The organism is Zunongwangia sp. HRR-M8 (assembly GCF_027594405.1).
Lineage (GTDB): Bacteria > Bacteroidota > Bacteroidia > Flavobacteriales > Flavobacteriaceae > Zunongwangia.
The window spans coordinates 2,970,103-2,996,632 of the sequence record NZ_CP115161.1 but is presented as its reverse complement, the minus strand read 5'-3'; the positions used below and the strand labels follow the sequence as shown (position 1 = coordinate 2,996,632).

General features: G+C 35.3%; 21 protein-coding genes. 12 read left to right on the top strand and 9 right to left on the bottom strand.

All coding sequences use genetic code 11. The features are described from left to right. Positions 1–66: 66 nt before the first annotated feature. The 6 genes from PBT89_RS12900 to kdsA all read right to left on the bottom strand — a co-directional run bounded on the left by PBT89_RS12900 (position 67) and on the right by kdsA (position 8,138). Positions 67–924 carry a universal stress protein gene (locus PBT89_RS12900; protein ID WP_270062254.1) on the bottom strand — a complete coding sequence of 286 codons (858 nt, stop codon included), beginning with the start codon at positions 922–924 and terminating at the stop codon, positions 67–69. Then, on the bottom strand, positions 917–2,542 hold the full coding sequence (locus tag PBT89_RS12895; RefSeq protein WP_270062253.1) for a BCCT family transporter: 1,626 nt from the start codon (positions 2,540–2,542) through the stop codon (positions 917–919). The genes PBT89_RS12900 and PBT89_RS12895 overlap by 8 nt, the downstream gene beginning before the upstream one ends. Positions 2,543–2,558: 16 nt before the next feature. Beyond that, entirely contained in the window at positions 2,559–3,719 is a 1,161-nt protein-coding gene (locus tag PBT89_RS12890; RefSeq protein WP_443089599.1) for a hypothetical protein, read from the bottom strand. A 134-nt stretch (positions 3,720–3,853) separates the two neighbouring features. After that, the gene (locus PBT89_RS12885) at positions 3,854–5,017 is read right to left on the bottom strand and encodes a porin (protein WP_270062252.1); all 1,164 of its coding nucleotides are present in this window, start codon (positions 5,015–5,017) and stop codon (positions 3,854–3,856) included. 148 nt (positions 5,018–5,165) lie between these two features. After that, positions 5,166–7,085 (bottom strand): TlpA disulfide reductase family protein, encoded by a 1,920-nt coding sequence (locus PBT89_RS12880; RefSeq protein ID WP_270062251.1) that lies wholly within the window; start codon positions 7,083–7,085, stop codon positions 5,166–5,168. A gap of 234 nt (positions 7,086–7,319) precedes the next feature. Continuing rightward, positions 7,320–8,138 (bottom strand): 3-deoxy-8-phosphooctulonate synthase, encoded by an 819-nt coding sequence (gene kdsA / locus PBT89_RS12875; protein ID WP_270062250.1) that lies wholly within the window; start codon positions 8,136–8,138, stop codon positions 7,320–7,322. A 398-nt stretch (positions 8,139–8,536) separates the two neighbouring features. On the opposite strand from kdsA, the gene typA reads away from it, so the two are divergent. The 7 genes from typA (at position 8,537) to PBT89_RS12840 (ending at position 15,009) form a co-directional block, all read left to right on the top strand. Further along, positions 8,537–10,339: a translational GTPase TypA gene (typA, locus tag PBT89_RS12870; RefSeq protein ID WP_270060487.1), complete on the top strand. Its 1,803-nt coding sequence runs from the start codon at positions 8,537–8,539 to the stop codon at positions 10,337–10,339. A gap of 392 nt (positions 10,340–10,731) precedes the next feature. Further along, entirely contained in the window at positions 10,732–11,067 is a 336-nt protein-coding gene (locus PBT89_RS12865; RefSeq protein WP_270060488.1) for a hypothetical protein, read from the top strand. Between the two features lie 65 nt (positions 11,068–11,132). Next, on the top strand, positions 11,133–11,570 hold the full coding sequence (locus PBT89_RS12860) for a hypothetical protein (RefSeq protein ID WP_270062249.1): 438 nt from the start codon (positions 11,133–11,135) through the stop codon (positions 11,568–11,570). 21 nt (positions 11,571–11,591) lie between these two features. Beyond that, positions 11,592–11,963 (top strand): hypothetical protein, encoded by a 372-nt coding sequence (locus tag PBT89_RS12855; RefSeq protein ID WP_270062248.1) that lies wholly within the window; start codon positions 11,592–11,594, stop codon positions 11,961–11,963. A 125-nt stretch (positions 11,964–12,088) separates the two neighbouring features. Further along, positions 12,089–12,892: an MbnP family protein gene (locus PBT89_RS12850; protein ID WP_270062247.1), complete on the top strand. Its 804-nt coding sequence runs from the start codon at positions 12,089–12,091 to the stop codon at positions 12,890–12,892. 76 nt (positions 12,893–12,968) lie between these two features. Next, complete coding sequence (locus tag PBT89_RS12845; protein WP_443089598.1) at positions 12,969–14,024, top strand: cytochrome-c peroxidase; 1,056 nt, start codon at positions 12,969–12,971, stop codon at positions 14,022–14,024. Between the two features lie 40 nt (positions 14,025–14,064). Then, the gene (locus PBT89_RS12840) at positions 14,065–15,009 is read left to right on the top strand and encodes a transporter (protein ID WP_270062246.1); all 945 of its coding nucleotides are present in this window, start codon (positions 14,065–14,067) and stop codon (positions 15,007–15,009) included. A gap of 272 nt (positions 15,010–15,281) precedes the next feature. Here the strand turns inward: PBT89_RS12840 and PBT89_RS12835 are convergent, their stop codons facing one another. After that, entirely contained in the window at positions 15,282–15,965 is a 684-nt protein-coding gene (locus PBT89_RS12835) for a cell division ATP-binding protein FtsE (RefSeq protein ID WP_270060493.1), read from the bottom strand. 252 nt (positions 15,966–16,217) lie between these two features. Between PBT89_RS12835 and PBT89_RS12830 the strand changes: the two genes are divergently transcribed. From PBT89_RS12830 to PBT89_RS12810, 5 genes are all read left to right on the top strand, one after another. Then, a complete protein-coding gene (locus PBT89_RS12830) occupies positions 16,218–19,241 on the top strand; it encodes a tetratricopeptide repeat protein (RefSeq protein ID WP_270062245.1) in 3,024 nt (1,007 codons plus the stop codon). 33 nt (positions 19,242–19,274) lie between these two features. Then, positions 19,275–21,008, top strand: a complete 1,734-nt coding sequence (locus PBT89_RS12825) for a TonB-dependent receptor (protein WP_270062244.1) — start codon at positions 19,275–19,277, stop codon at positions 21,006–21,008. Between the two features lie 218 nt (positions 21,009–21,226). Then, entirely contained in the window at positions 21,227–22,351 is a 1,125-nt protein-coding gene (locus PBT89_RS12820) for a hypothetical protein (protein WP_270060496.1), read from the top strand. A gap of 95 nt (positions 22,352–22,446) precedes the next feature. Then, entirely contained in the window at positions 22,447–24,072 is a 1,626-nt protein-coding gene (locus tag PBT89_RS12815; protein ID WP_270062243.1) for an amidohydrolase, read from the top strand. Positions 24,073–24,115: 43 nt separating this feature from the next. Then, positions 24,116–25,048 carry a peptidylprolyl isomerase gene (locus tag PBT89_RS12810; protein WP_270062242.1) on the top strand — a complete coding sequence of 311 codons (933 nt, stop codon included), beginning with the start codon at positions 24,116–24,118 and terminating at the stop codon, positions 25,046–25,048. Between the two features lie 65 nt (positions 25,049–25,113). Here PBT89_RS12810 and PBT89_RS12805 read toward each other — a convergent pair whose 3' ends face one another. Together PBT89_RS12805 and PBT89_RS12800 are read right to left on the bottom strand one after the other, a co-directional pair. After that, on the bottom strand, positions 25,114–25,755 hold the full coding sequence (locus PBT89_RS12805) for a peroxiredoxin (RefSeq protein WP_270060499.1): 642 nt from the start codon (positions 25,753–25,755) through the stop codon (positions 25,114–25,116). 154 nt (positions 25,756–25,909) lie between these two features. Next, positions 25,910–26,470, bottom strand: coding sequence for a thioredoxin family protein (locus tag PBT89_RS12800; RefSeq protein WP_270062241.1), 561 nt, complete (start codon positions 26,468–26,470; stop codon positions 25,910–25,912). Positions 26,471–26,530: the final 60 nt, after the last annotated feature.

Below are 26,530 nucleotides of genomic sequence, written 5' to 3'. Positions count from 1 at the left end.
ATGCAACTGAATTTTAAAATTATAGTTTAAAAAACAGTTGCATAATTAAATCAAAATCTCTTCTCTTTACTTCACTATCCAAATTGGGATTTTGGCATTAGAAGTAGAAAGCTCATCGGTAACACTTCCCAGCATTAGGGAAGAAATGTTATTACTTCCTTTATCTGCAACCATCAGTAAATCTGCGTCACGATCTTGTGAATATTCAACCAGCTTTTCAGCAATACTAGATTCTTTACTTTCTAAAGAATGCTTTGCAATATCATATGGTTTATGCAAGCGCTTTACAAATTTCTCTAAGCGCTCTTCACTATGTTTTTTAATCTTAGACTTCAAAGTTTCGTCTGATACATACGGAGAAAACTGCGCAGGTATATGATAAACATGGGCAGCTGTAACCTTAGCATCAGTATTTTTTTGAATATAATCTACATTATTGTAAATTTTCATACAGCTTCTTGAAAAATCGGTCCCTATCCAAATATTTTCAATCTTATTTTGAGTTGTCTCTGGGATAATGATTATAGGGCATTTTACCATTCTTAATAATTTGTCGGTAAGCACGCCGGCACCTTCATAATCGATTTTATTACCAACAAGAATCATATCGATATAATATTTGTTTACGATATGATTAAATATGGATTCTGTATAAGGATCTTCAGCAATTAGTGTGTCCCATTCTACATCGGCATCAAAACTGCTGTTTATTTTCTCGCTAAGTTCATCACCAATAATTTGTTCCAGATCCAAATCTTTTAATTGCTCCTGAAACAATTCAGAAATCGCGTATTTCTTTACATTATGAGTGAAGTAAACCTTCTTTATGTTCAGTTTTTTGGCTAAAAAAGAAGCATATTTAATAAGGTGATCATCCATTGGTGATAAATCAAGCCCTACCAGTATATTATTAATGTTAGTCATTTTGATCGGCTTTTTTCAGGTTTCTTTTTTGTACTATATTTTTAACTACTTCTTCGTAATTTTCTTTTTGTTTTTGCTCTTTCTTCTTATTGAGTTTTTTCATGTCTTCGTTAAGTCCTTTATATAAAGAATAACACATGACCAGGAGAATAAAAGCAAAGGGGAGACCTGTTACAATCGATGCTGTTTGCAAGGCTTGTAGTCCACCTCCAATTAATAAAACTGCAGCTATGGTACCTTCAGCGAACGCCCAGAAAATACGTTGTCCTATTGGTGAATCAATTTTTCCTCCTGAAGTTAAACTGTCTACTACCAAAGAACCAGAATCTGATGAGGTTACAAAAAATCCTCCAATTAAAATCACTCCAACTACGTTAAGTACGGTAGCTAATGGAAACTGTTCTAAGAAAACGAAAAGGGCTGTAGCAACATCGTCGTTTACTGCTTCAACAATAGCATTATCACCGGTTAAAACCTGTTGGATAGATGCGCTACCAAAAGCTGAAATCCAGAAAAAAGTAATTAGAGAAGGAACGATAAGTACACCTAATGTAAACTCCCTAATGGTTCTACCTTTAGACACACGAGCAATAAAGGTTCCCACAAAAGGAGACCATGCAATCCACCAACCCCAGTAAAATACTGTCCAGTCGTTTTGCCATTTTGTGCCTGTAAAACTTTCTGTCCAGGTAGAAATCATAAGGAAGTCAGAAAAATAGTTTCCTGTGTTTTGTACGAAAGACTGAAATATAAAAATAGTTGGTCCTAATACTAAAACCAGTAATAATAGAACAATCGCAATACGCATGTTCCATTCGCTTAAAATCCGTACACCTTTATCTACACCTAATACTACAGAAAGGGTAGCGACGGCAGTAATACCAGCAATTAATATCACCTGAGTAGTAATATCGTTGGTGATTCCAAAGACGTGTTCTACACCCGCAGCGATCTGTTGCACTCCAAATCCTAACGAGGTTGCAAGACCAAAAAGTGTGGCTAAAACAGCGAAAATGTCAATAATATTTCCAATCCATCCGTGAATTTTATCGCCAATAAATGGATAAAATACCGATCTAATAGTAAGCGGTAGACCTCGAGAATAGGTGAAATAAGCTAAAGCTAAACCTACTAAAGCATAAATACCCCAGGCGTGGAATCCCCAGTGAAGAAAGGTGAAACTCATCGCTTCACGAGCTGCTTCAACGGTACCACCTTCCGCCATTGGTGGCGTGTTAAAGTGGTTTATAGGTTCTGCAATACTCCAAAATAGTAATCCAATTCCCATACCTGCGCTAAAAAGCATGGCAAACCAGGAACCTGTTTTAAATTCAGGTTTTGCATTTTGCCCACCAATTCTTAGGTTTCCAAATTTGCTAAATGCAAGATAAAGCATAAAGCCTAGGAAAATGTTTACTACGAGTATGAAAAACCATCCTCCGTTATTGGCTACGTAATTTTGTACATTTTCGAATATTTTTTCTGCTTTTTTATCATAAATAAGTGTCAAGATAATACTCGCAATAATAATAATCGTGGACGTAAAGAAAACCGGACCGTTAACTTCGAGCCCAAAAAGGGACTTTCCTTCATCACTTCTTTTTACTTTTTCTGCCATACTAAATTGTTAGTTGTTAAAAATAATATCCTATATTTATATTAAACCGAGCCTCCCATTTGGCGTCGGGAGTTCCCACAGAGAAATCATCTACAAAATCTCCTCCAAGCCAGGAATGATTGTAACCAGCGGCATAATCGATGTAAGTATAAATCTGACCGGCGGTCACTAAAATTCCGGTTACATTCATAAATGAGTCTCCAAAACTTTCTTCAGCTTTATCCATAAAACCAAAATCATTATAGAATTCCAAATTTGATATTGGTCCTATTTCAACAGGAACTTTTCTGCTAACTGCTAGCGTATACATATTAAAATCTGCTGCGACCTCGTATGGAGCGCCATATGCTGCGAATTTTAAAACGTTGCTATTCACGGTATCTGGTGTAGCGGGGTTATGTTCGATAATCATCCCTTGTGCCTTTACATTCCACTTTTCACCCAAGTATTCATAATGAAGGGCAAAACCATGATGGTCTCCTGTTTCTTCAGTATCAATATTATAAATGCCACCATACTGTACAGATGTTCCTATCTGGTGATTTTTATTTTTGCCAAACTTATAAATAAATTTACCGTTGAACTGATTAATTTCTTTATTTCTGCCAGCAATATCGTAAGAGTATCTAGAAGGAGATACTTCTGTATTACTTCCAAATCGTAATTCTTCTGCGTTTTTGAAGAAAGCAAATTGATACTGGAAATCTTCTGAATCATGCATATATTTTATTCCCATGTCGTGGTCGTCCTCTAAGCCAACATAATAAGTGATATTGAAAAACCAGTTATGAGAATTGTATTGCTGAAGTCCGAATGGTACCTGAGTTAGTCCTACCTGAATTTGATCCTGCTCGTTAAAATTATAACCAACCCATCCTTGTTTTAGAAATCCTCCGCCAAAAGACTCAGAATACAGTCGATATTCTACATTTAGGAAGATGTCTTTATAAGATCCTTTTGCATTAATACGGAACATGTCGTAGCCCAAATCGCCTCCACGTTTTTTTTGTCCCTCTTTCCAACTGGAGAGATTGTAATTAAAACGTAATGCGCCACCAATATCCAACTTGGGCTTTTCGGCTTCGTTGTCATCTTGCGCCATAACCGAGGAAAAGCAGAAAAGAAATGCAGTGCCTAAGAGTAATTTGTAAGTTTTAGAAAGTAAATTTTTGTTCATTCACTATGGTTTTAAATGATTTTTGCGAAACAATAAAAAACTGCCTCAAAAACCTAAAAATTAGGAAATTCTTAAATCATCTTTAGGAGGAATTTATAGAATTATTTCCAAATAAACATTATACATCTAGTTTTTTAGAAGTAATACCCCACGTTAATGTTAAAACGAGCTTCCCATTTTACACCAGGATCACCAGTAGAAAATTCGTTATCAAAATCACCACCCAGCCATGAATGATTATATCCGGCAGCATAATCAATATAAGTGCTTATAGGTCCAGAATTTATAAGAACTCCGAAGACGTTCATGTAGGATTCTGCAAAGCCATCAATGCTTTTGTGCATATATCCAAAATCGTTATAAATTTCGATTTTTTCTACAAAATCTCTGTCGATGTTAATTAGGCGTGAAATTCCAAAGTTATAAATTTCGAAATTGGTAGCAACTTCATAAGGCGTACCATAAGCACCCATTTGTATAATATCTCTGGAATTGCCTGGAGCATTTTCAGGATTAAATTCGGCTTTAGTTGCTTGTGCTTTTATAAACCAATCTTCAGTTCTAAATTCATAATGGACTGCAAGAGCATAGCGATCTCCGGTTTCTTGGGTCTCAATATTGTAAATGCCACCATATTGCGCAGAAAGTCCAATTTTGTGCATGCCGTCTAAATTGGGCTTGTAAACTATTTTTCCGTTAATTTGGTTGACTTCTTTATTTTTTCCGACAATATCATAGGAATATCGACTGGATGATGCAGCGGAGTTATTGCCAAAGGTCAATTCTTCACCATTCTTGAAAAAGGCAGCATAGTATTCAAACATATCTCCTTTATAGGAATATCGCACTCCCATATCGTAATCGTCTTCAAGCCCGACATAGTATGGAAGATTTAAAAACCAGTTATGCGAGTTATAACGTTCGATCCCAAAAGGAACCTGTAATAAGCCAATTTGAATTTCCTGTTCGTCGTTTAAATGATAGCCCAGCCAACCTTGTTTTAAGAAATTTCCCCCAAATGCTTCAGAGTAAAATCGATATTCTGCATTTATATAAAGATTTTTATATTCACCCTGTACAGCAAGACGAAATAGGTCGAAACCAAAATCACCTCCTCGTTCCTTCATCTCGGGCTTCCAGGAAGATAGGTTGTAATTGAAGCGGAGGGCACCTCCTATATCTAATTTAGGTTTAGGTTTTTCATCACTTTTTTCTTGGGCATTACTTTCCTGAAGTGGTAAAAAGCATAAAATAAGTAAAGCAATGCAGTAGTTTTTTAGAGGTAGTTTTTGTTTCATTTATTCGGTTTTTTTTAAGTTACACTGAAATAAATTAATTCAGCATTAAATGTGTGATTTTAATATTTAATTAAAGTTTTTTCAATAAAAAAGGCCCTCTAAAAAGAAGGCCTCGATATAATTTTTGAAATAAACTATCTCAATTACTTTATGATTTGGCAAGTTCAATCATAATTTCAATTTCTTCAGCAAGTTTATCTGGATTTCCATTATATCCTACAGATTTAAATTTGATGCGACCATCTGGTCCTACAACAAATTTCGTAGGAATTCCCGATACGCCATAAGCATCGACAACTTTAAAATCGTTGCTATCTTCTACTTTTTCATCCATTAAAACGTGGAAGTCGTATTCGTTAGATTCGATAAATTCGGTAACTTCTTTCATACGAGCATCTGGAGCTTGTCTTTCCCAAGTATCGATAAATAAGAATTTTACGTTTGGATTGTCCTGATTTGCAACAACAGCTTTTTGCATTCCCGGGAACGAGCTTTTGCAAGGCCCACACCAGGTTGCCCAGAAATCTAGGATCACGGTTTTTCCTTTTAATTCACTTAGAGCAACTTCATTACCTTCAAGGTCTTTAAGTTTAAACTTGCTCGCCTCTTCATCGATCATCTTCTTCTTTAAATCGCTTTTAGCTTTAGCATGTCCTTTTTCTTCAAGCATCGCAAGTTCTTCTTCAAAACCAGAAGTGTCTCCAGTAGCGGTATAGGCTTCTTTATAGTATTCTTTTAATTTTTCAGAACCTTTATTTTCGGCAATAAAGGCTGAAGCTTTTTCTTTAGCGACATCATATTGTTTGTCTTCTACTAAATATTGAATGTATTTTTCAGCAATCTCAGCATCGGCCATTTTCGATTTTGTAGCCATTTCCTGATATTTTATCGCTTCTTTTAATTGATCTTGCTTATACATTATAGTGGCATAAGTGTCCTGATACATTGCTTTGCTATAATCTATATTACTAGAATGTTGTGAAGCCGATTGTGTATTTGGCTTATCTTTAGCATCAATATTATCCATAAGATCTAGTGATTTTTTGGATAATTTCTGCGCCTTATCTAATTCTTTATCTTCTTCAGCTAGCTTCCATGCAATGCTGTTATAAACTGAAGCAGATCTCATTTTCATATTTATTTTTGAAGCATACTCTTCTGCTTTATCAATATCATCTTCAGCAGCTAATTCGGTTGCAAGCATAGACAGCATGTAATCTCTAAACATATTGTCCTTGCCAATCTTATCCTGATAGTCTTCAAAAACCTTTTCTTTTTCCGTAGCTCCTTTTGCTTGATACATTTTCGAGTAAAAAGCCTGGCTAGCCATGGTTCCTTTTGGGAATTTTTCAGGAATTAAATTTTGAAGCGAATCGGCGGCTTCTTTATTACCAACAATAGAATTCATTCTATACAGATTGGTATAATCATCTTCAGTTAAAGAATCATTATCTTTTGCTGCCGTCATTTGTTTTTCTACAAATGCAGTTGCTTTTTCTTTATCAGATTTGATAAGGCTAACGTAGTTGCTACTCCATCTTTTTTCTAATTGGGGATCTTTTTTAAAGTCGGCTTCAAACTTAGAAGTGATTGAATCTTCTGGCATTTCAATATTGCCATAGCGATCGCCCTGGCTATACAAATTTGCAATTTGGGCATTACTACCGGTAAGAGCATTACCTTCTTCATCATAAAGTGGAAGAACATAACCGTCTTTTTTATTACTGTCTTCTATACCATATTGTTTAAACTGAAAAGAAATTGCAGTAACTGTATCCGGGATTTTTATGCTTGAAGAATACATGTTAGCAGAATCTTTAAGCTCTAAATCTTGTGGGTAAATGCCGTTACCGGTCATAAAGTTAACGGTGCCTTTTACTTTTTCGTCTTCGGCCTGGGGGATACTATCTTTAGCGGTGTAGCTAATTTTTATGTCGTCTCCCGGTTGCGGGAATTCTTTACTAATATGCAACGCTCCTATATCTTTTCCTTGATCTTCGGGCTCATTATTCTCGCAAGAAGTAAGCGCTGCACATAAAGCCAAAGCGGGCAATGCTAATTTTTTCATTATGTTGGTGATTTATAAGTGGTTTAAGGTTGAAAATAGTTAAAATGAATAACTATTTTATGCATAAGCGTTTATTTAACATTTAGACTGAATTTTCAATAAAATAAATTAAGCTAGATGAATAACAATTAAAAATAGCTTCGATTTTTGATAAAAGCACAAAGGCTCTAAATTTCTTAGAGCCCTTATCTATCATACTTTAATTAAAATTTAAATGTCTTTAAAAACCGACTATCAAAACGTATTAATGGTTTGTCGAATAGCAACAAGATTAGTCATCAACTTTTCCAAATATTTTAAGTCGAGCATATTTGCGCCGTCACTTTTTGCATTTGCAGGATCAAAATGCGTTTCAATAAATAAACCATCTACATTATTCACCACTCCGGCTCTGGCAATAGTTTCGATCATATCTGGTCGACCACCAGTAACACCGCTGGTCTGGTTTGGTTGTTGCAAACTATGGGTTACATCCAAAACCGTTGGCGCAAATTCCCGCATGGTAGGAATTCCTCTAAAATCAACAATCATGTCTTTATAGCCAAACATGGTACCGCGATCGGTTACCATAACCTGTTCGTTATTACAATCGGTAACCTTGGTCACAGCGTGTTGCATAGCTTCTGGGCTCATAAACTGGCCTTTTTTAAGGTTAACAGTTTTACCGGTTTCTGCAGCGGCTACTACAAGATCGGTTTGCCTTACTAAAAATGCAGGAATTTGTAGAATATCAACATATTCTGCAGCTAGTTTTGCATCGTTTATTTCGTGAATGTCGGTAATCGTGGGAACTTTAAAAGTTTCTGAAACTTTTCTTAGAATTTTAAGTGCTTTTTCATCGCCAATCCCGGTAAAACTGTCGATTCTAGATCGATTTGCTTTTTTAAAACTTCCTTTAAAAACGTAAGGAATTTTCAGTTTATCGGTAATTTCAACAACTCTTTCAGCAATTCTCAAAGCCATATCTTCACCTTCAATAGCGCAAGGACCGGCTAGAAGAAAAAAGTTGTCTGAATTGGCATTATGTATTTGTGGTATGTTTTCTAACTTCATTGGTTCAACTAATTAATTCAGCAAAGATAAGATTTTAAAATCCACTAATTATATTTTACCATATATATGGCGAAATTCAGCACTTTTTATGAAAAAGGGCAAAGTAAGTTTTTTGACGAGCAAAGGTCTATTTTTAAGCGGAATTATATTGGTTGGCATGGGGAGCTTTTTAGCTTATAATCAGAATGATGAAATTAATTTTTTTGCTTATTTATTTCTGTTTGTCGGATTTATTTATCTGGTTATTTTTAGCTATTTTACAATTAAAACCTTAAATTGATTGTAACTAATTGTAAAACAATTTGTTACTTTTGGATTATTATTTTTCAATAATATAAATTTAGGCTTTATATAGCGAAAAATAGCTGTATATTTGCGCCCTTTAAAAACAGGCTTTTATGGCAGCTATTAAAAATATTGCAATTATTGCACACGTTGACCACGGTAAGACTACCCTGGTTGATAAGATCATGTATCATTGTCGTTTATTTAGAGAAAACGAAAATACTGGTGACCTTATTTTGGATAATAACGATCTTGAGAGAGAACGTGGTATTACCATTACTTCTAAAAACGTATCTGTAGTATATAAAGATACAAAGATTAACATTATTGATACTCCTGGTCACGCCGATTTTGGTGGAGAGGTAGAGCGTGTGTTAAATATGGCAGATGGTGTTTTACTTTTAGTAGATGCTTTTGAAGGGCCTATGCCACAAACTCGTTTTGTATTACAAAAAGCAATCGATCTAGGTTTAAAACCTTGCGTTGTGGTAAATAAAGTTGATAAAGAAAACTGTACTCCAGATGAGGTTCACGAAAAAGTATTCGATCTTATGTTCGAGCTTGGAGCAGAGGAGTGGCAGTTAGACTTCCCAACAGTTTATGGTTCTGCAAAGAACAACTGGATGAGTGAAGACTGGAAAAACCAGACAGAAAATATCGAACCATTATTAGATATGGTTATCGAGCATATTCCTTCTCCAAAAGTAGATAAAGACGGATCGCCGCAAATGCTAATTACGTCTTTAGATTTCTCTTCTTTTACAGGAAGAATCGCAATTGGTCGTTTACAACGAGGAATTTTAAATGAAGGAATGAATGTTTCTTTGGTGAAAAGAGACGGTTCTATTAAGAAAACAAAGATTAAAGAGCTTCATACTTTTGAAGGTTTAGGCCGTAGAAAAGTGGAAACAGTTGAAGCTGGTGATATTTGTGCGGTTGTAGGTTTAGAAGGGTTTGAAATTGGTGATACCATTGCTGATTTAGAAAATCCGGAAGGTCTTAAAACTATCGCTATTGATGAGCCTACAATGAGTATGTTGTTCACGATTAATGACTCTCCTTTCTTTGGAAAAGATGGTAAATTTGTGACATCAAGACATATTAAAGATAGACTTACCAAAGAATTAGAAAAAAACCTTGCGCTTAGAGTTCATGAAACAGATAGTGCTGATAAATTTTTAGTTTATGGACGTGGTGTACTTCACTTGTCTGTACTTATCGAAACTATGCGTCGTGAAGGATATGAACTTCAAATTGGGCAACCACAGGTAATCATCAAAGAAATTGATGGTGTTAAATGTGAGCCGGTTGAAGAATTAACTATCGATCTTCCAGAAAATGTTTCTGGTAAAGCGGTAGAAATGGTAACACTTCGTAAAGGAGAAATGTTATCTATGGAAGCTCGTGGTGAGCGTATGGTTTGTGAATTTTTAATTCCATCTCGTGGAATTATCGGTTTACGTAATCAGTTATTAACTGCTACTGCTGGTGAGGCTATTATGGCGCACCGATTTAAAGAATATCAACCATTAAAAGGAGGTATTCCAGAGCGTTTAAATGGATCTTTAGTTTCTATGGAGAAAGGTACCGCAATTCCTTATTCTATTGATAAACTTCAGGATCGTGGTAAATTCTTTGTAGATCCAGGTGAAGATATTTACGAAGGTCAGGTTATTGGTGAGAACTCACGTCAGGACGATATGGTTGTGAATATCACTAAAACTAAAAAGCTTTCTAACGTTCGTTCTTCAGGAGCAGATGATAAAGCGAAAATTGTACCAGCAATTAAGTTTTCTTTGGAAGAAGCTTTAGAATACATTCAGAAAGATGAGTATGTAGAAGTTACACCAAATCATTTAAGACTTCGAAAGATTTATCTAACAGAAAACGACAGAAAAAGAAATAAAATTATCTAATCGATAGTTTTATACTGAAATAGAAAAAAACCTCACAGTTCTAAACTTGTGAGGTTTTTTTATGGTCGACGATTTACAGCTGTCAGCCTTCAGCTTCATTCAAAATTCAATATTTGAGTAACTGAACAATCATCACATTTTGAAATTATCAAATTTATTTTTCAGCTTTCAGCGATCAAAATTTAATATTCAACATATATTATAGTTTATCGAATCACCGCATTATCATATCATTACATTATCAATATCTAATTTCTCACTTCTAATCTCTAGAAAAAAAAGACCTAAATTTTAACTAATATGAAGTCTATAAAATCAGGGTTTAAGTTGAATAGAAATACCGTTTTACCTATTTTTACAGCGTGAAATATTTGTTTCCCATATTCGCTTTTTTGATCTTGGTAAAGCCTGTTTTTCCGGTGGTGGACTACGTGCTTAATTACGATTATATCGCTAAAGAATTATGCGAAAACAAAGAGCGTCCAGAATTGGCCTGTAATGGGAAATGTTATTTAATGCAGGCGCTTGCAGAAGCTTCAGAAGAAGAATCTGAACAGAAAAAAGAATCTTCAATTAAAAAAGTAGACATTCCTCTTTTCTATACAGAGAAAGTCGTGCTAATAAATAACAATCAGGAAACTGAAATGGTAGCGCATAGCTTTATATTTCTACCTCAGTTTTACCATTTTCAGAATTCACAGGAGTTTTTCCATCCTCCCATTGTCTAAGTTTAATTGCTGAATTTCTAAAATTCGGTTCCATTTTTATTCAATATTAAACTTAAAGATTTTCAATGAAACTTATTTATAAAGCAGCATTACTACTTAGTTTTGCAACACTTGCCCATTCTTGTGCAGAAGATACTTCAGCAAAGAAAAAAGAATACGATAATTTATTCCATGAGGTTCTGGATATTCACGATGAAGTAATGCCAAAGATGGCTGATATTCCTGAATTGTCGAAGCAACTTAAAACCATTGCAGATACTAGTGCTTCCGCAGAAAAATATATGCAAGCTGAAAAAAAGCTTCAAGAAGCAGACAAAGTGATGATGGATTGGATGCATAGCTTTAGCGACGAATTTGTGAAGGATAAAGCGGAAGTTCAGAAAATGGACAATGAGCAACTTCAGCAGCGAATTGATGCATTAGAAGAAGAGCTAGAGGACGTTAAGGCGATGCAGGAGAAAGTAGATTCCAGTATCGAAAACGCAGAGAATCTTATTCAATAATCCTATTTTTATCGATTCTACATGCGATATTTAGGCCTTTTCGTGGTCTTATTTATCCTGTTGAAACCAGTATTGCCGGTTGTGGACTATATTTTCAATTATGATTATATAGTAACCCAGTTATGTATTAACCGTGATCGCCCAGATTTGGCTTGTAACGGTAAATGCTATTTAATGCAATCGCTGGCAGAAGAGGCGAATAAAGAGCGCGATAAAAAACAAGCAAACTTAGAAAGCAGGTACAAGCTTCCCGTGCTTTATTTTGAAGATCATCAGTCAATTTTCGATAATCTGACGGATGTTTCCATAAATAAGGCTAAAGTGACGATGCCGTATTTTGTGTCTTATAGTTTCTTGTTTTCCAAAGACGATATTAAGCCTCCAATTGCTTAAAATTCATTTATAAAATTGGCAATATTGATTCTTAAACTGAGAGTCGAGAGCCACTGGTATGTCCAAATTTTAATAAACAATCGCTGCTATACCTATAAAACTGATAGCAGTATAAATTGAAAAAAATGAATTTTAATTATATAAAAATAAGTCTTCTTTTTTTAGTTGTTTCCTTTGCTGCATGCTCATCAGACGATGATGCTGTGGATACCGCAACGGGTGAAAATGAAGTGAGAATCGGGTTTGATAATGGCGTTAATGGTGATGATCTTTTATTAGGTTCTTCTACATATACAAACTCTAACGGTGAAGTTTTAACTATAAATCGTTTCAATTACATTGTCAGTAATTTTGTGTTAATCGATGCTGAAGGAAATGAATATACTTATCCTAAAGATGAAAGTTATTTTGTGGTAAGTGAAGAAAATGATCTTACTGAAGTGAGTCTAAAAAATATTCCTGCGGCAGAGTATGTAGCCATCAAATTTGGTGTAGGAGTAGATCAAGAAAAGTATCAACAAGGTGCTGAAGGACAAGGTGATTTTTTAGAAATTGCAGAGAACAACGAGATGATGTGGTCGTGGCAAGCGGGTTATAAATTTTTAAACTTTGAAGGAACTTTCACCTCAGAAACTGTTACTGAAGCAACAAACTTCAAAATCCATATGGGAAGCCACGGTAGTAGTTTAGATAATTATCGTGAAGTAATTTTAGATTTACCATCAAGAGCCTTGGTTAGCGATAAGCTAAGTCCCGTAATTCACATTGCCGTAGATGCAAATAAAATTTTAGACGGTAAAAATAAGATCAAACTTTCAGAGAAAGCGGTAGTGATGATCGATGAAGTTAAAAGTCCGCAAATTTCAGAAAATGTTAGCAGTATGTTTCGCGTAGATCATATACATAACGGAGAAAATATTCAGCATTAATAAACTTTGAGTGAACCAGATCTGGCATTTTGTTCTGTTACAGAATGCCTTGGTTTGCTTCAAAATATTTTAAGAAATGATGAATAAAATGAAGAAGATCGTATTGCCGATATTGGTGATTTTTGGTCTATTCTCTTGTAGTGATGATGAAGGTGAATATGTTGCCATCAATCGCGAGTTGGAAGTAAATATACCTTCAAATTTCCCTGCTATTCAATACGATCTAAGTGCAAATCCGCCAACCGAGAAAGGATTTGAGCTGGGCAAAAAATTGTTTTATGATGGGAAACTGTCCACAAACGGATTTATTTCTTGTGGGTTTTGTCACGAGCAGCGATTTGCTTTTACGCATCACGGCCATCAATTTAGCCATGGTATTGATGATCTGGAGGGAACACGAAATGCTCCCGCAGTTCAGAATATGGCATTTCAGAAAGAATATGCCTGGGATGGTGCCACTTCACATTTAGACTTGTTTCCGATTATCCCGATTACCAACGAGGTCGAAATGGGAGAAACAGTCTCTAATGTGATTGCTAAACTAAAGTCTGATGACGAATATCCTCGATTATTTGCAGAGGCTTTTGAAAACGGAGAGGTAAATAACGAATATTTCTTTAAAGCCTTATCGCAATTTATGGTGATGATGATTTCTTCGAACTCTAAATATGATAAATATGTTAGAGAAGAAGAAGGCGGAACATTTTCTGAAACCGAGAAATTAGGTCTTGGTATTTTTAAACAGAAATGCGCTACCTGCCATAAAACCGATCTGTTTACCGATGATGCTTTTAGAAATAACGGATTGCCACCATATCCCGGAATTAATGATATTGGAAGAGCTGAAGTAACCGGAAGCGCTGCCGATAATTATAAATTTAAAGTACCCAGTTTACGTAATGTCGCGATTACCGCTCCTTATATGCACGATGGTAGGTTTGGGAGTCTGGAATCTGTACTTAATTTTTACGATAACGGTGTGCAGGATTCAGAAACTTTAGATCCTATTTTAAAACAGAACAATCGATTAGGCATCGATTTGAGCAACGAAGAAAAAGCCGCGTTAATTGCTTTTCTGAACACACTAACCGACGACGAATATTTAAATGATAAACGATTTACAGAATATTAAATATACACTATCAATAGTAATGATGTTAAGTCTTTCTTTGATGAAAGCTGAAACATTAAAAGATTCTACTGCGGTATTCTCGAATTTCAATTTTGAATACGATGATTGTGACGTATGCGGCTGCGGAAGCAGTGGCGGGAGTATGGGGTATGGCACTATTGGGAATGGTGATTTTGTAGGCCTACGTTATATTCATCAACAATATAAATCTAAGGATGGAATTTATAACAATTCTCCATGGATAGATGAGAATTTTAATACACTGCAAGCCTGGGCAAGAATTCCGGTAACTGCAAAAATTAAAGTCAATGTAATTGTACCATACCATTTCCATAATCGTGAGTTTAACGACGGAAGCACTCAGGATATTAATGGCTTGGGAGATATTAGTGTTCTTGGTTTTTATAAGTTGATTTCACCAAAATTAGATGGATTTTTACCTGAACAACAAACAAAATTTAAGCATAATCTTGAAATTGGAGCCGGAGTAAAATTGCCTACGGGAGAATACAAACGATCCAATAATGAGGGAAGTGTTAACCCAAGTTTTCAGGTAGGGACAGGAAGCTGGGATATTCTTTTTGCAAGTAACTATTCGGTTTCTTATAATAATTGGGGATTGGGAGCTCTTGCGAATTATACCATTAAGACTGAAAACGAAAAAAAATATCATTTTGGAGATCAGTTTACTTATGGAATAAATCTTTACCGCAGTTTTATCACCATGAATGCAAAGACGTTTACGCCAATATCTATTACCCCGATTTTAGGTCTTTCAGGAGAGGTTTTTGGCGAAAATAAAAGTTATGGTTTGCCGGTTAAAGACACCAAAGGCGATATTTTATTTAGCCGAATAGGCGTAGAATCTAATTATGGTAAAATTTCAGGAGGCGTAAATCTTATGCTTCCTGTGAGTCAAAACTTAAATGCAGGAAATGTTGAAGCTAAAATGCGATTAGGAATTCACCTGAATTTCGTATTGTAATTTTATAAAATTGAATAAAAAAAGCTGCTAATTTTAAAATTAGCAGCTTTTTTATATAAAATCGTCTCTCAAATTTAGAAGGTTAGAATAAATAGTTTTCTAACTTCTCTCTATTCTCTATTCTCTATTCTCTATTCAATTTTATCCGTTCTAACCGCAAACTTACAAAGATCTCTCCACTGCGGTCGAGATGACACCTAAATTAATTTTTCAAAATAATAGTCTATTCTCTAAATTCTAACAGCGAAGCGATCTAAAATCTAATTTCTAACTTAAACTGTTTTCTGCACGACTTCAAAGACACGTTGGCCGTCACATTTCAGGGTTTTAGAAGGATATTTTAATAATAGCGCATAATCGTGAGTAGCCATTAAAATAGTGTTTCCATTTCGGCTAATTTCTTGTAAAACCTGCATCACTTCAACAGAGGTTTGTGGATCTAAATTTCCGGTAGGCTCATCGGCCAGGATTAATTCAGGATCATTTAAAAGTGCACGGGCAATGGCAACGCGTTGTTGTTCTCCACCAGATAATTGATAAGGGAATTTAAATCCTTTGGTTTTCATGCCTACTTTCTCTAAAACAAAGTCAATTTTTTGATCCATATTGGCTTTGTCTTTCCAGCCGGTCGCTTTTAAGACAAATAATAGGTTGTCTTTAATATTGCGATCGGTAAGTAATTTAAAATCCTGAAAAACGATCCCTAATTTTCGTCTTAAATATGGGATATCTTTTTCTTTAAGTTTTCTAAGATTAAAGTCTACGATACTTCCTTCGCCTTCAGTTAAAGGCAAATCTCCGTATAGTGTTTTCATAAAACTACTTTTACCCGTACCGGTTTTACCAATAAGATAAACAAATTCTCCTTTATTTACAGTCACATCAACTTCAGAAAGAATAAGATTCTCTCTTTGGTAGATTGCCGCATTTTTCAATTCAAGAACAACATTAGACATAAATCAAAACTTTTCAGAATAAATAATTCAGGCTAAAAAATACATTGCTAGTTTCTCTAATCTTAATGATATTTCAGCCTTGGATAATCGAAGTCGAAAAACTGACTTCAGATTATAAAATTACGGGTAAATATACAGTTTTAGTGCACTGGGCAATTACTTTTTTTACCATTAACATAATTATAGTGTTTAAATGGCGTTAAGAAATAAAGCATTAAATTATCTTTGATCATCAAACTTAAAAAACTATAAATGACAACTGGCAAATCTTACCTATTTGTTGTTTTCTTTTTCGTGGCTAGCTTTGGTTTTTCTCAGCAATCGGCCATTTACACCAATGATCTTGTAAAATTTAATAAGGCGTTAGAACTGTACAATAACGAGCAGTATCTGGCAGCCCAAAAGATTTTTGCAGATGTAAAAGAAGAAGCAACTGACGAGAAAATTAAAGGCGACTGTGCATACTATGTGGCTAATGCTGCTGTAAGGCTTAACCAGCCCGGAGCAGATGAACTTATGCAACGTTTTGTTTCCCGATACCCTACCAGTACAAAAACAAATTCTGCTTATCAGGATGTGGCGACGTATTATTTTAATACCGGTAAATATCCACAAGCACGCAAGTGGTATGATATGGTAGACGAAAAAAGTATAAGCCGTGGCGACATGGATAAATATTACTTTAATAAGGGATATGTTTATTTTCAAACCGATGATCTAGATCAGGCTAAAAACTATTTTAATCGTGTTATCGATTCTAAAGAATATGGCGCGCAGGCGAAATATTATATAGGATACATGGCTTATGAGGCTAATGATTACGATCAGGCCAATCAATATTTTGATGAGGTAAAAGGTGATGCTCGTTATGGCAAAGAACTTTCTTATTACCAGGCCGATATGAATTTTAAGTTAGGGAATTTTGAGAAAGCCATACAGCTTGGTAAAGAGCAGCTTCCAAAATCTAATGTGATGGAAAAATCACAGCTTAATAAAATTATTGGAGAAAGTTATTTCAACCTAAAACAATACGATCAGGCAATTCCTTATTTAAAGGAATACGAAGGCGTAAGAAGAAAATGGAATAACACCGATTATTACCAATTAGGTTATGCGTATTATAAGCAGGGTGATTATGCCAATGCGATTTCAGAATTCAATAAAATTATTGATGGGAAAAATGCGATTGCTCAAAATGCGTATTATCATTTAGCGCAATCTTATCTAGAATCTGGGCAAAAACAGCAAGCTTTAAACGCATTTAAAAATGCCAGTGAAATGGATTTTGATGCGAAAATAAAAGAAGATGCGATGCTGAATTACGCAAAATTGGGATACGAAATAGGGAATAGTTATGAGAGTCCGTCGAAAGTTCTAATCACTTTCTTAGAAACCTATCCAAATTCGGCAAATAAAGCTGAAGCAGAAGAACTTTTAATTAATTCGTTTATCACCTCTGGGAATTTCGAAGAAGCGATGCAGCTTTTAGAAAATAACAGAAATTTTGCTGATAAAGTAGCTTATCAGAAAGTTGCTTATTACTACGGAATCCAACTTTACGAAGAAGGGGATTATTATGAAGCGATCAAGAACCTTGATAAAGCTTTAAAAGAACCTCGTGATCCAAAAATAACTGCAAAAGCAACCTATTGGAAAGCAGAAAGCGAGTTTAATGTGAATAGAATCGACGATGCGATTATCGGATATAAGGAATTTAGCGGAATGAGCGCCGCAGCCGGAACCGAAGAAAAAGCCGATTTAGATTACAATATTGGATACGCGTATTTTAAGAAAAACGAATATGCACGTGCCATTGATTACTTTAAAAAGTATGCTGAAAATAACCAAAATGACATGGTTAAAAGAAACGATGCGTACTTAAGATTGGGAGATAGCTATTTTGTAAACAGCCAGTATTGGCCAGCAATGGAATCTTATAATTCTGCGATCGCAAATGGCGTAAGTAATGCAGATTATGCAGCATTCCAAAAAGCGATTAGCTATGGATTTGTAGATCGTAATGAACGTAAAATTGAAGATCTTTCAGGATTTAATAGTAGTTATCCAAGATCTGCTTTTCGTGATGATGCCCTGTACGAATTAGGGAATACCTACGTAGCAACCAATAATACCTCTCAGGCAATTTCAACTTACGATCGTTTGATTAGAGAAGTGCCGGGAAGTGCTTTAGTACCAAAAGCAATGTTGAGACAGGGATTAATTTACTATAATGGAAACCAAGGCGAAAAAGCTTTAGGTCGATTTAAAAAAGTAGTAAACGATTATCCAAATACTCCAGAAGCTATGGAAGCGGTCTCTACCGCCAGAAATGTGTATGTAGATTTAGGAAGAACCGATGAGTATGCGAGCTGGGTAAAGAATATCGATTTTGTAGAAGTGACCGATGCCGATTTGGATAATACTACCTATGAAGCTGCCGAAAATCAATATTTAGCCAACAATACTTCTAAAGCAAAATCTAATTTTGAAAAGTATTTAAGAAGTTTTCCTAACGGAATACACGCTATAAATGCAAACTATTATTTGGCAGAGATTCAATATCGTGAAGGTGCAAAAGATGCATCGGTTTCTCATTTTAAATATGTAATTGATAAACCAAATAACGAATTTACTGAACAATCTTTAGCACGACTTTCTCAAATTTATCTTGAAAAGTCTAAATATCAGGAAGCAGTACCATTATTGCAGCGTTTAGAAAAAGTGGCAGGGGATACCCAAAATACCATTTATGCACAATCGAATTTGATGAAATCTTATGACGAGATGAATCAACCTCGCGAAGCTGCAGCGTACGCAGATAAAGTGCTATCGAATACTGAAGCAGATAAACAGGCAAAAACAGATGCCCAGCTAATCGTTGCGAGATCTGCAATTAAATCTGGTAACGAAGCTAAAGCGAAACAAGCCTATGCTGAAGTTCAGAAAACAGCAACAGGAGAATTAGCGGCCGAGTCTTTATATTATGATGCTTATTTCAAAAATAAAAGCAATAACTACGAAGCTTCAAATGCTGCGGTACAGATATTGGCCAAAGATTTTTCAGGATATAAAAAATGGGGAGCGAAAGGTTTAGTGCTTATGGCGAAGAATTTTTATGCCCTTGGGGATGCTTATCAGGCAACTTACGTTTTAGATAATGTAGTTAAGAATTTTGCCCAATATCCGGAAATCGTTCAGGAAGCAAAACAAGAGCTTTCTAAAATTAAAGCTGAAGAGGCCAAAACTAATTCTTCAGTACAAACCGGAAACAATTAAAATATAACCTAACAACAATTTAAGCAATCATATATGAAATTTGTTTCAATAAAAAGAAGCTTGTTTTTATGTCTGTTTTTTGTGAGCGGATTTGCATTTGCTCAGGATCCAATCGACAGTGAAACAGTAACGGTGGTGAAACCCTATTCACCGTCGGTTAGGGAAGCTTCCAAAATAAAAGCAGTACCGGGAAAAGCCGATTCGGTTAGTACCACAAAAAAATCAGTAAAATATAATATTTTTTCTGTTCCGGTAGCATCAACTTTTACACCGGTTAAAGGTAGAGCAACCAGAGTAGAGCGTGAACGCGCACCCAAAGCTTACGACAATTATGCAAGTTTAGGTTTAGGTAATTATACTAATGTTTTAGCTGAATTTTATAGTAATATCGAAGTAAATCGCGATCAAAATTTCGGGGTTTATTTGCTTCATAATTCGTCCCAGGGAGGTATAGATGGAGTATTGTTGGATAATAAATTCTATAATACTTCACTGAATCTTAACTACGGAAGTAAGGACCGTGATTATTCCTGGAATACAGAGCTTGGTGTTCAACATCAATTATATAATTGGTATGGGGTTTCTGAAGAATTACCTCTAACGGATACTGAAATTCTTTCTATAGATCCGCAGCAAAACTATTATTCGGTATTTGGTGGCGGTAATATTGAATTTTACGATTCTTTTTTCAAAAGAGCTGATCTTGAAATTCGACAAACAGGTGATGCTTCTGGAACTTCAGAACAAAAAATAGATTTAAACAGTACGCTCGAATTTAATATCGCAGATGAATTAATTACGACAGATATTCAGGCTAACTTTTTGAATGGATCTACAGATAGATTTTATGCTGCTGATATAGAAAATAAATATAGTTTTTTGAACGTGGGAATCAATCCAAGTTTATTGATTTTAAGAAATGACCTAACCTTAAATATAGGAGCAGCGTTTTTCTATAGTTCAGATATAGAGAATAGTGATGGCAATTTTTATTTATATCCAAAAGTAACGGCAAGTTATAAATTAGTAGAAGATTATTTTACACCATATGCTGGTTTAGAAGGTGGATTGAAACAAAATTCGTATTACGATTTTGTACAACAGAATCCATATGTGTCTCCTACATCCATGGTGGCACCAACAGATAATCTTTACAATTTTTATCTAGGAGCTAAAGGGAAATTAACTAATACAATTTCCTATAATTTTAGAGGAGGATATAATGCAGAAGATGTTAAACCACTTTTTGTAAAGAATGCTTATGATCCTAGCATTGGTGAAGGTTATGCTTATGGAAACTCTTTTGGTGTAGTTTATGACAATGTAAAAACGCTTTCGTTTTACGCAAATGTTAGTGTAGATGTAAGTGATGATTTTAGATTGGGTATTACTGGAGAATTTTTTGATTACGATACCGATATTCAAGATGAAGCTTGGAACCTACCAACTTATAATGCCGAGTTAACTGCCGATTATCAAATCACAGATAAGTGGTATGCCGGCGCAAATTTATTTTTAGTAGGGCAGCGAGAAGCAATGGGTATCGTAGATAACCGTCCTGTAGATGGAGGTATCGATAGAGAGCCAATCACTTTGGATAGTTATTTTGATGCAAATGCCCATGTTGGTTATCGCATCAACGATCAATTTACTGCATTTGTAAAGGGTAGTAACCTTTTAAATAATGATTATCAACAATGGAGTGATTTTCAGGTTCAGGGAATTCAAGTTCTAGGTGGAGTAACCTACAAATTTGATTATAATTAAGATCTTGTAATTTAAGCGAGACTAGGCGATCAGGTAACTGGTCGCCTTTTTTATTTTAGAAGACTATAAATATCTGCTATAATTCTTACAATCAATTTAAAAACTTCTTAGTTTTGCCGTACTAAATTGATAACAATAACAAAACATTGGATCAATAAAATTAACGATGTTTGTATGTTAATTTGCATCCAAATTTGTCAATAACGTAAGAGAATTTAATGGCTAAGAAATTCAAACGAATTAACCGGGATCGTCCTTATCTAAACATCCTGGATTTTCTTGTAAAAGAAAGAACGTTCCTGGGGATTATTATGGTGGGAATTATCGTTGCAGGAATTTCTACTGGTTATGGTAGAGCAGCGATGTGGGTAGGTTTCTTTTTTGCGGCATACGCTACTGTTGCCAATGATAGTATCCAATCATTAGGAACTTTTATAGAGAGTAATAAGGCTCGAAAATGGTGGATTCTCTGGCTTTTTGTAGGGGCAATCTTTTTGATAACCGTTACATGGAGTTTTATTAATTACGATGGAGATGTTACCTATCAGCGTCTTTTAAATCCAGACGGTACATCAGATTATCCTCATCCAGAGAAATTTAGTTTCTTCCAGATCATTGCTCCATTGGTACTTCTTATTCTTACCAGAATGCGAATGCCGGTATCAACTACATTTCTTATTTTAAGCGTTTTTAGTGCCGATACTTCAGGGATAACCTCTGTTATAGGTAAAAGTTTATCAGGCTATGTTATGGCTTTTATTCTGTCTTTTGCAGTATGGTATTTGTCTTACAATGCAATTAGAAAATTCTTTAAGAGCCGAAAAGCGCATACTGGATGGATGGCAATACAATGGATTGTAAGCGGTTCACTCTGGGCCGTATGGGTAATGCAGGATGGTGCTAATATTGCGGTGTTTTTACCAAGACATCAAAGTGTATTTCAGTTTATCATATTTGCAACCACCATATTTTTGGGACTTGGTTTGCTCTTTTATTTACGTGGGGATCGTATTCAGGAAGTGGTTAGCGAAAAGTCAAGAATTTCTGATATTCGTGCAGCTACACTGGTAGATTTAACCTATGTAATATTATTGATTTATAAACTATTTATAAGTACCGTTCCTATGAGTACTACCTGGGTATTTCTTGGGGTCATTGGTGGTCGTGAAATTGCGATAAGCCTTGCTCGTAAGAAGAAGGGTAAAAAACATAGAAATAAGGCTTTTAGATTAATAGGTCGAGATTTTGCTTATGCCTTTTTAGGGCTAATTATTTCGGTTGCTCTAGCAGCAGCGGCAAATAAGAGCATTCGGGATGCAATCTTTGCAGGTATAGCGGGCTAAATTCTCAAATATTTTCTTAGAAAACATATAATTTCAATCAAATGCACCTTAGCTGAGGTGCATTTTTTATTTTTACATTTATCTAAAATTAAACTATGCATAAATTTTTTACAATTTTAATATTAGCAATTGGTCTTTGTTCCTGTAATTCTAAGCAGAAAGTAGATTTGATTGTAACTAATGCAAAAATATATACTGTTGATGAAGGTTTTTCTATGGCTGAAGCTTTTGCAGTGAAAGATGGCAAGTTTGAAGCTATTGGAACTACTTCAGAAATTACTTCAGGATACGTAGCTCAGAAAACAGTAGATGCAGAAGGAAAAGCGGTATCTCCCGGTTTTATAGATGCACATGCACATTTTTATCGATTGGGTCTTCAGCAGCAAATGGTCAATCTAGTTGGCACTAAAAGATTTGAAGATGTAGTAGCGAGAATTGTTGAATTTCAGCAAAAAAATGGAAAAGATTTCATAACCGGTGGCGGTTGGGACCAAAACGATTGGGAGAATAAAGAATTTCCAACCAAAGATACTCTAGATCGATTGTTCCCGGATACACCTATCGCTATAAGCCGAATAGACGGCCATGCGCTTTTAGTGAATCAGGCAGCTTTAGACAAAGCAGGGATTACTACAGAAACTACTTTTGAAGGTGGTGATATTGAACAGAAAAATGGTGAATTAACCGGGATTATAGTAGATAACCCCATGCAGTTAATTTTTGATGCGCAACCAGAACCTAGTTTAGAAGACATGGCGCTAGCACTTATGACCGCGCAAAAAATGTGTTTTGAATATGGCTTAACTACAGTTATAGATGCGGGTATAGATCGTGAGGTGATTGAGCTTATGGATAGCTTGCAGAAGCACGATGATTTTAAAATGAGAATCTATGCGATGATTAGCAATACTGAAGAGAACCTGAAATATTATCTGGATAAAGAGCCATATAAATCTGATCGTTTGAATGTACGCTCGGTTAAATTTTATGGAGATGGAGCGTTAGGGTCGCGCGGGGCAGCTTTAAAGGAGGAATATAGCGATCGTCACGGTCATTTTGGAGCGTTACTTTCTCCTATTGAAGATTTTAAAAAAGTAGCAGCTCGAGTAGCCAACTCTAAATATCAATTAAATACGCACGCTATTGGAGATTCAGCAAATTATGTAGTTTTAAAAACTTATGACTCTTTATTGAAAAATGAAGCTGACAGAAGATGGCGAGTAGAGCATGCACAAATTATTGATGAGGATGATTTTAAATATTTCAGCAAAAATATAATTCCTTCAGTACAACCAACACATGCAACTAGCGATATGTATTGGGCTGAAGATCGTTTGGGTAAAGATCGTTTACAAGAAGGGGCTTATGCCTATAAAAAATTATTGAATCAGGCAGGATTAGTAGCTTTAGGAACAGATTTTCCGGTAGAGAAGGTGAGTCCGTTTCTAACTTTTTATGCTTCCGTAGCAAGAAAAGATACCGATAATTATCCTGAAGATGGTTTTATAATTGAAGAAGCATTAAGTCGCGAAGAAACTTTAAAGGGGATGACCATCTGGGCTGCTTATGCCAATTTTGAAGAAAATGAAAAAGGGAGTATAGAAAAGGGTAAGTTTGCCGATTTTATAATCCTAAATGAGGACATTATGGAAGTTGAAGCAACTGAAATTCCAGACATAAAAGTTATAGAAACTTACGTAGGCGGAGAAAAAGTATTTTAAAAAAATAGAAAACATTATCTTTGCTGAAATTAAAAAGAAAAAAATGGATAACGGAATATACGCTAAGTTTCATACCACTAAAGGTGAAATTTTAGTAGCATTAGAATATGAAAAAACTCCAGGTACGGTAGGAAATTTTGTTGGTCTTGCTGAAGGTAATTTAGAAAACGAAGCAAAACCACAAGGAACGCCATATTACGATGGATTGAAATTTCACCGTGTAATTCCTGATTTTATGGTGCAGGGAGGAGATCCTCAGGGAACTGGTGTTGGTGGTCCTGGATACAAATTTGAAGATGAAATCCATCCAGAACTTAAGCATGATGCTCCTGGAAAATTATCAATGGCAAATGCAGGTCCTGGAACTAACGGAAGTCAGTTTTTTATTACGCATGTAGAAACTCCCTGGTTAGACGGGAAACATACTGTTTTTGGAAGTGTAGTAGAAGGGCAGGATATCGTAGATAAAATTGCGCAGGGCGATAAAATAGAAAAATTAGAAATTATTCGTGAAGGCGAAGATGCTAAGAACTGGAATGCTGTTGAAAGCTTTCGCCAATTTAATGGTGCAAAGGCTGAACGTGAAGCAGCAGCTAAAAAGCAACAGGAAGAATTGATTGGTGAATTAGCACAAGGTTTCGAAAAAACTGAAAGCGGTTTACGTTTTAAAATTGAAAAAGAAGGAGATGGTATAAAAGCAGAAAAAGGAAAAACTGTTTCGGTACACTACAAAGGTCGTTTAGCAGATGGTACTGTTTTCGATTCTTCTTACAAAAGAAATCAACCTCTTGAATTTCCTGTTGGAGTAGGGCACGTAATCGCTGGTTGGGATGAAGGTATATTAAAGCTAAAGGTTGGCGACCAGGCAAGATTTGTTATTCCTTCTCACCTTGGTTATGGTGAACGTGGTGCAGGTGGTGTTATTCCTCCAAACGCTACGCTGGTTTTTGATGTAGAATTGATGGATGTAAAATAGTATATACATAAGCATAAAAAAAGCTGCTCGATCGAGCAGCTTTTTTTATTTCAGATTCCTAAAAATTAGTCCAAATTTGGTTGTGGAGTCATTCTTAAGTATGGTTTTACTTCTTTATACCCTTTAGGAAAAAGGCCTTTAGCATCTTCATTAGAAACTGCCGGGCTAATAACAACATCTTCACCATGTTTCCAGTTCGCTGGAGTGGCTACTTTGTGATATGCAGTTAATTGTAACGAGTCGATTACACGTAAGATTTCTTCAAAATTTCTACCAGTACTTGGTGGATAAGTGAGCGTTAACTTTACTTTTTTGTCTGGATCGATAATGAAAACAGATCTTACGGTAGCTTTATTATCTTCGTTAGGATGAATCATCCCATAAAGGCTTGATACATTTTTATCTTCATCTGCTATGATTGGATAATTAAGCTTCACTTCCTGAGTTTCCTCGATATCTTTAACCCAACCTTTATGCGATTCTAAATCATCAATACTTAAAGCAATGGGTTTTGTATTTCGCTTATCAAATTCAGCTTTATAATTCGCCACTGTTCCCAACTCGGTTGTACAAACTGGCGTATAATCTGAAGGGTGAGAAAATAAGATTCCCCAACTATCGCCTAAGTAATCGTAAAAGTTGATTTTGCCTTCTGTGGTTTCCGCGTCAAAATTTGGCGCTGTATCCCCTAATTTTATATTGCTCATAATCTGATCTTTTTTAATTTGAATTCAAAATTAAAGAAAATTCAATTAAATAACCTATTAAGTCGATAGGATAAAGATGATTTATGAAAAATTTAACCTAGGCTTGATATTTAATAGAGGGCTAGTTAATTTTAATTCTTTTTCGTTTAGAAATTTAAGCCTGCTTCCATTTAATATTACAACCAATGCTTGGTTTTTGATCTTCAGAAACTTCTTTACCTGCAAGGATGGCTTCCATTGCATCTCTTAGATCTTTCCCTGTAACAGGTTTTTCATTTCCTGGTCTGGAATCATCTAACTGACCGCGATAAGCGAGTTCTAAATTCTCGTCGAAAAGAAAAAAATCTGGTGTACAAGCTGCATCGTAAGCTTTGGCTACACTTTGATCTTCATCATATAAATAAGGGAAAGTATAACCTTCATCTTTAGCATTTTGTTTCATTAATTCAGGGCCGTCTTGTGGATAGTTTTCTACATCGTTACTGGAAATTGCTACGATACCGAATCCTTTTCCCTGATATTCTTCACCTAGTTTCGTGATTTCTTCATTTACATGCTTAACAAAGGGGCAGTGATTACAGATAAACATTATTAAAGTTCCCTTGGGGCCTTTTAGCGCTTCTAAATCGAATGTTTTATCGGTTACGGTATCATGTAATTCGAAGGCTGGAGCTTTTGTTCCAAGCTCTAGCATATTTGATGGTGTACGTGCCATATTTTTTACTTTAAATTTACAAATTTGTACTCTAGAATATTTAAATTTCGAGAGAAATAC

Excerpts from the sequence above, each read along its gene's own strand:
- PBT89_RS12900 (WP_270062254.1), bottom strand. The coding sequence starts at position 924 with ATGACTAACATTAATAATATACTGGTAGGGCTTGATTTATCACCAATG.
- PBT89_RS12895 (WP_270062253.1), bottom strand. The coding sequence starts at position 2,542 with ATGGCAGAAAAAGTAAAAAGAAGTGATGAAGGAAAGTCCCTTTTTGGG.
- PBT89_RS12890 (WP_443089599.1), bottom strand. The coding sequence starts at position 3,719 with ATGAACAAAAATTTACTTTCTAAAACTTACAAATTACTCTTAGGCACT.
- PBT89_RS12885 (WP_270062252.1), bottom strand. The coding sequence starts at position 5,017 with ATGAAACAAAAACTACCTCTAAAAAACTACTGCATTGCTTTACTTATT.
- PBT89_RS12880 (WP_270062251.1), bottom strand. The coding sequence starts at position 7,085 with ATGAAAAAATTAGCATTGCCCGCTTTGGCTTTATGTGCAGCGCTTACT.
- kdsA (WP_270062250.1), bottom strand. The coding sequence starts at position 8,138 with ATGAAGTTAGAAAACATACCACAAATACATAATGCCAATTCAGACAAC.
- typA (WP_270060487.1), top strand. The coding sequence starts at position 8,537 with ATGGCAGCTATTAAAAATATTGCAATTATTGCACACGTTGACCACGGT.
- PBT89_RS12860 (WP_270062249.1), top strand. The coding sequence starts at position 11,133 with ATGAAACTTATTTATAAAGCAGCATTACTACTTAGTTTTGCAACACTT.
- PBT89_RS12855 (WP_270062248.1), top strand. The coding sequence starts at position 11,592 with ATGCGATATTTAGGCCTTTTCGTGGTCTTATTTATCCTGTTGAAACCA.
- PBT89_RS12850 (WP_270062247.1), top strand. The coding sequence starts at position 12,089 with ATGAATTTTAATTATATAAAAATAAGTCTTCTTTTTTTAGTTGTTTCC.
- PBT89_RS12845 (WP_443089598.1), top strand. The coding sequence starts at position 12,969 with ATGATGAATAAAATGAAGAAGATCGTATTGCCGATATTGGTGATTTTT.
- PBT89_RS12840 (WP_270062246.1), top strand. The coding sequence starts at position 14,065 with ATGAAAGCTGAAACATTAAAAGATTCTACTGCGGTATTCTCGAATTTC.
- PBT89_RS12835 (WP_270060493.1), bottom strand. The coding sequence starts at position 15,965 with ATGTCTAATGTTGTTCTTGAATTGAAAAATGCGGCAATCTACCAAAGA.
- PBT89_RS12830 (WP_270062245.1), top strand. The coding sequence starts at position 16,218 with ATGACAACTGGCAAATCTTACCTATTTGTTGTTTTCTTTTTCGTGGCT.
- PBT89_RS12825 (WP_270062244.1), top strand. The coding sequence starts at position 19,275 with ATGAAATTTGTTTCAATAAAAAGAAGCTTGTTTTTATGTCTGTTTTTT.
- PBT89_RS12820 (WP_270060496.1), top strand. The coding sequence starts at position 21,227 with ATGGCTAAGAAATTCAAACGAATTAACCGGGATCGTCCTTATCTAAAC.
- PBT89_RS12815 (WP_270062243.1), top strand. The coding sequence starts at position 22,447 with ATGCATAAATTTTTTACAATTTTAATATTAGCAATTGGTCTTTGTTCC.
- PBT89_RS12810 (WP_270062242.1), top strand. The coding sequence starts at position 24,116 with ATGGATAACGGAATATACGCTAAGTTTCATACCACTAAAGGTGAAATT.
- PBT89_RS12805 (WP_270060499.1), bottom strand. The coding sequence starts at position 25,755 with ATGAGCAATATAAAATTAGGGGATACAGCGCCAAATTTTGACGCGGAA.
- PBT89_RS12800 (WP_270062241.1), bottom strand. The coding sequence starts at position 26,470 with ATGGCACGTACACCATCAAATATGCTAGAGCTTGGAACAAAAGCTCCA.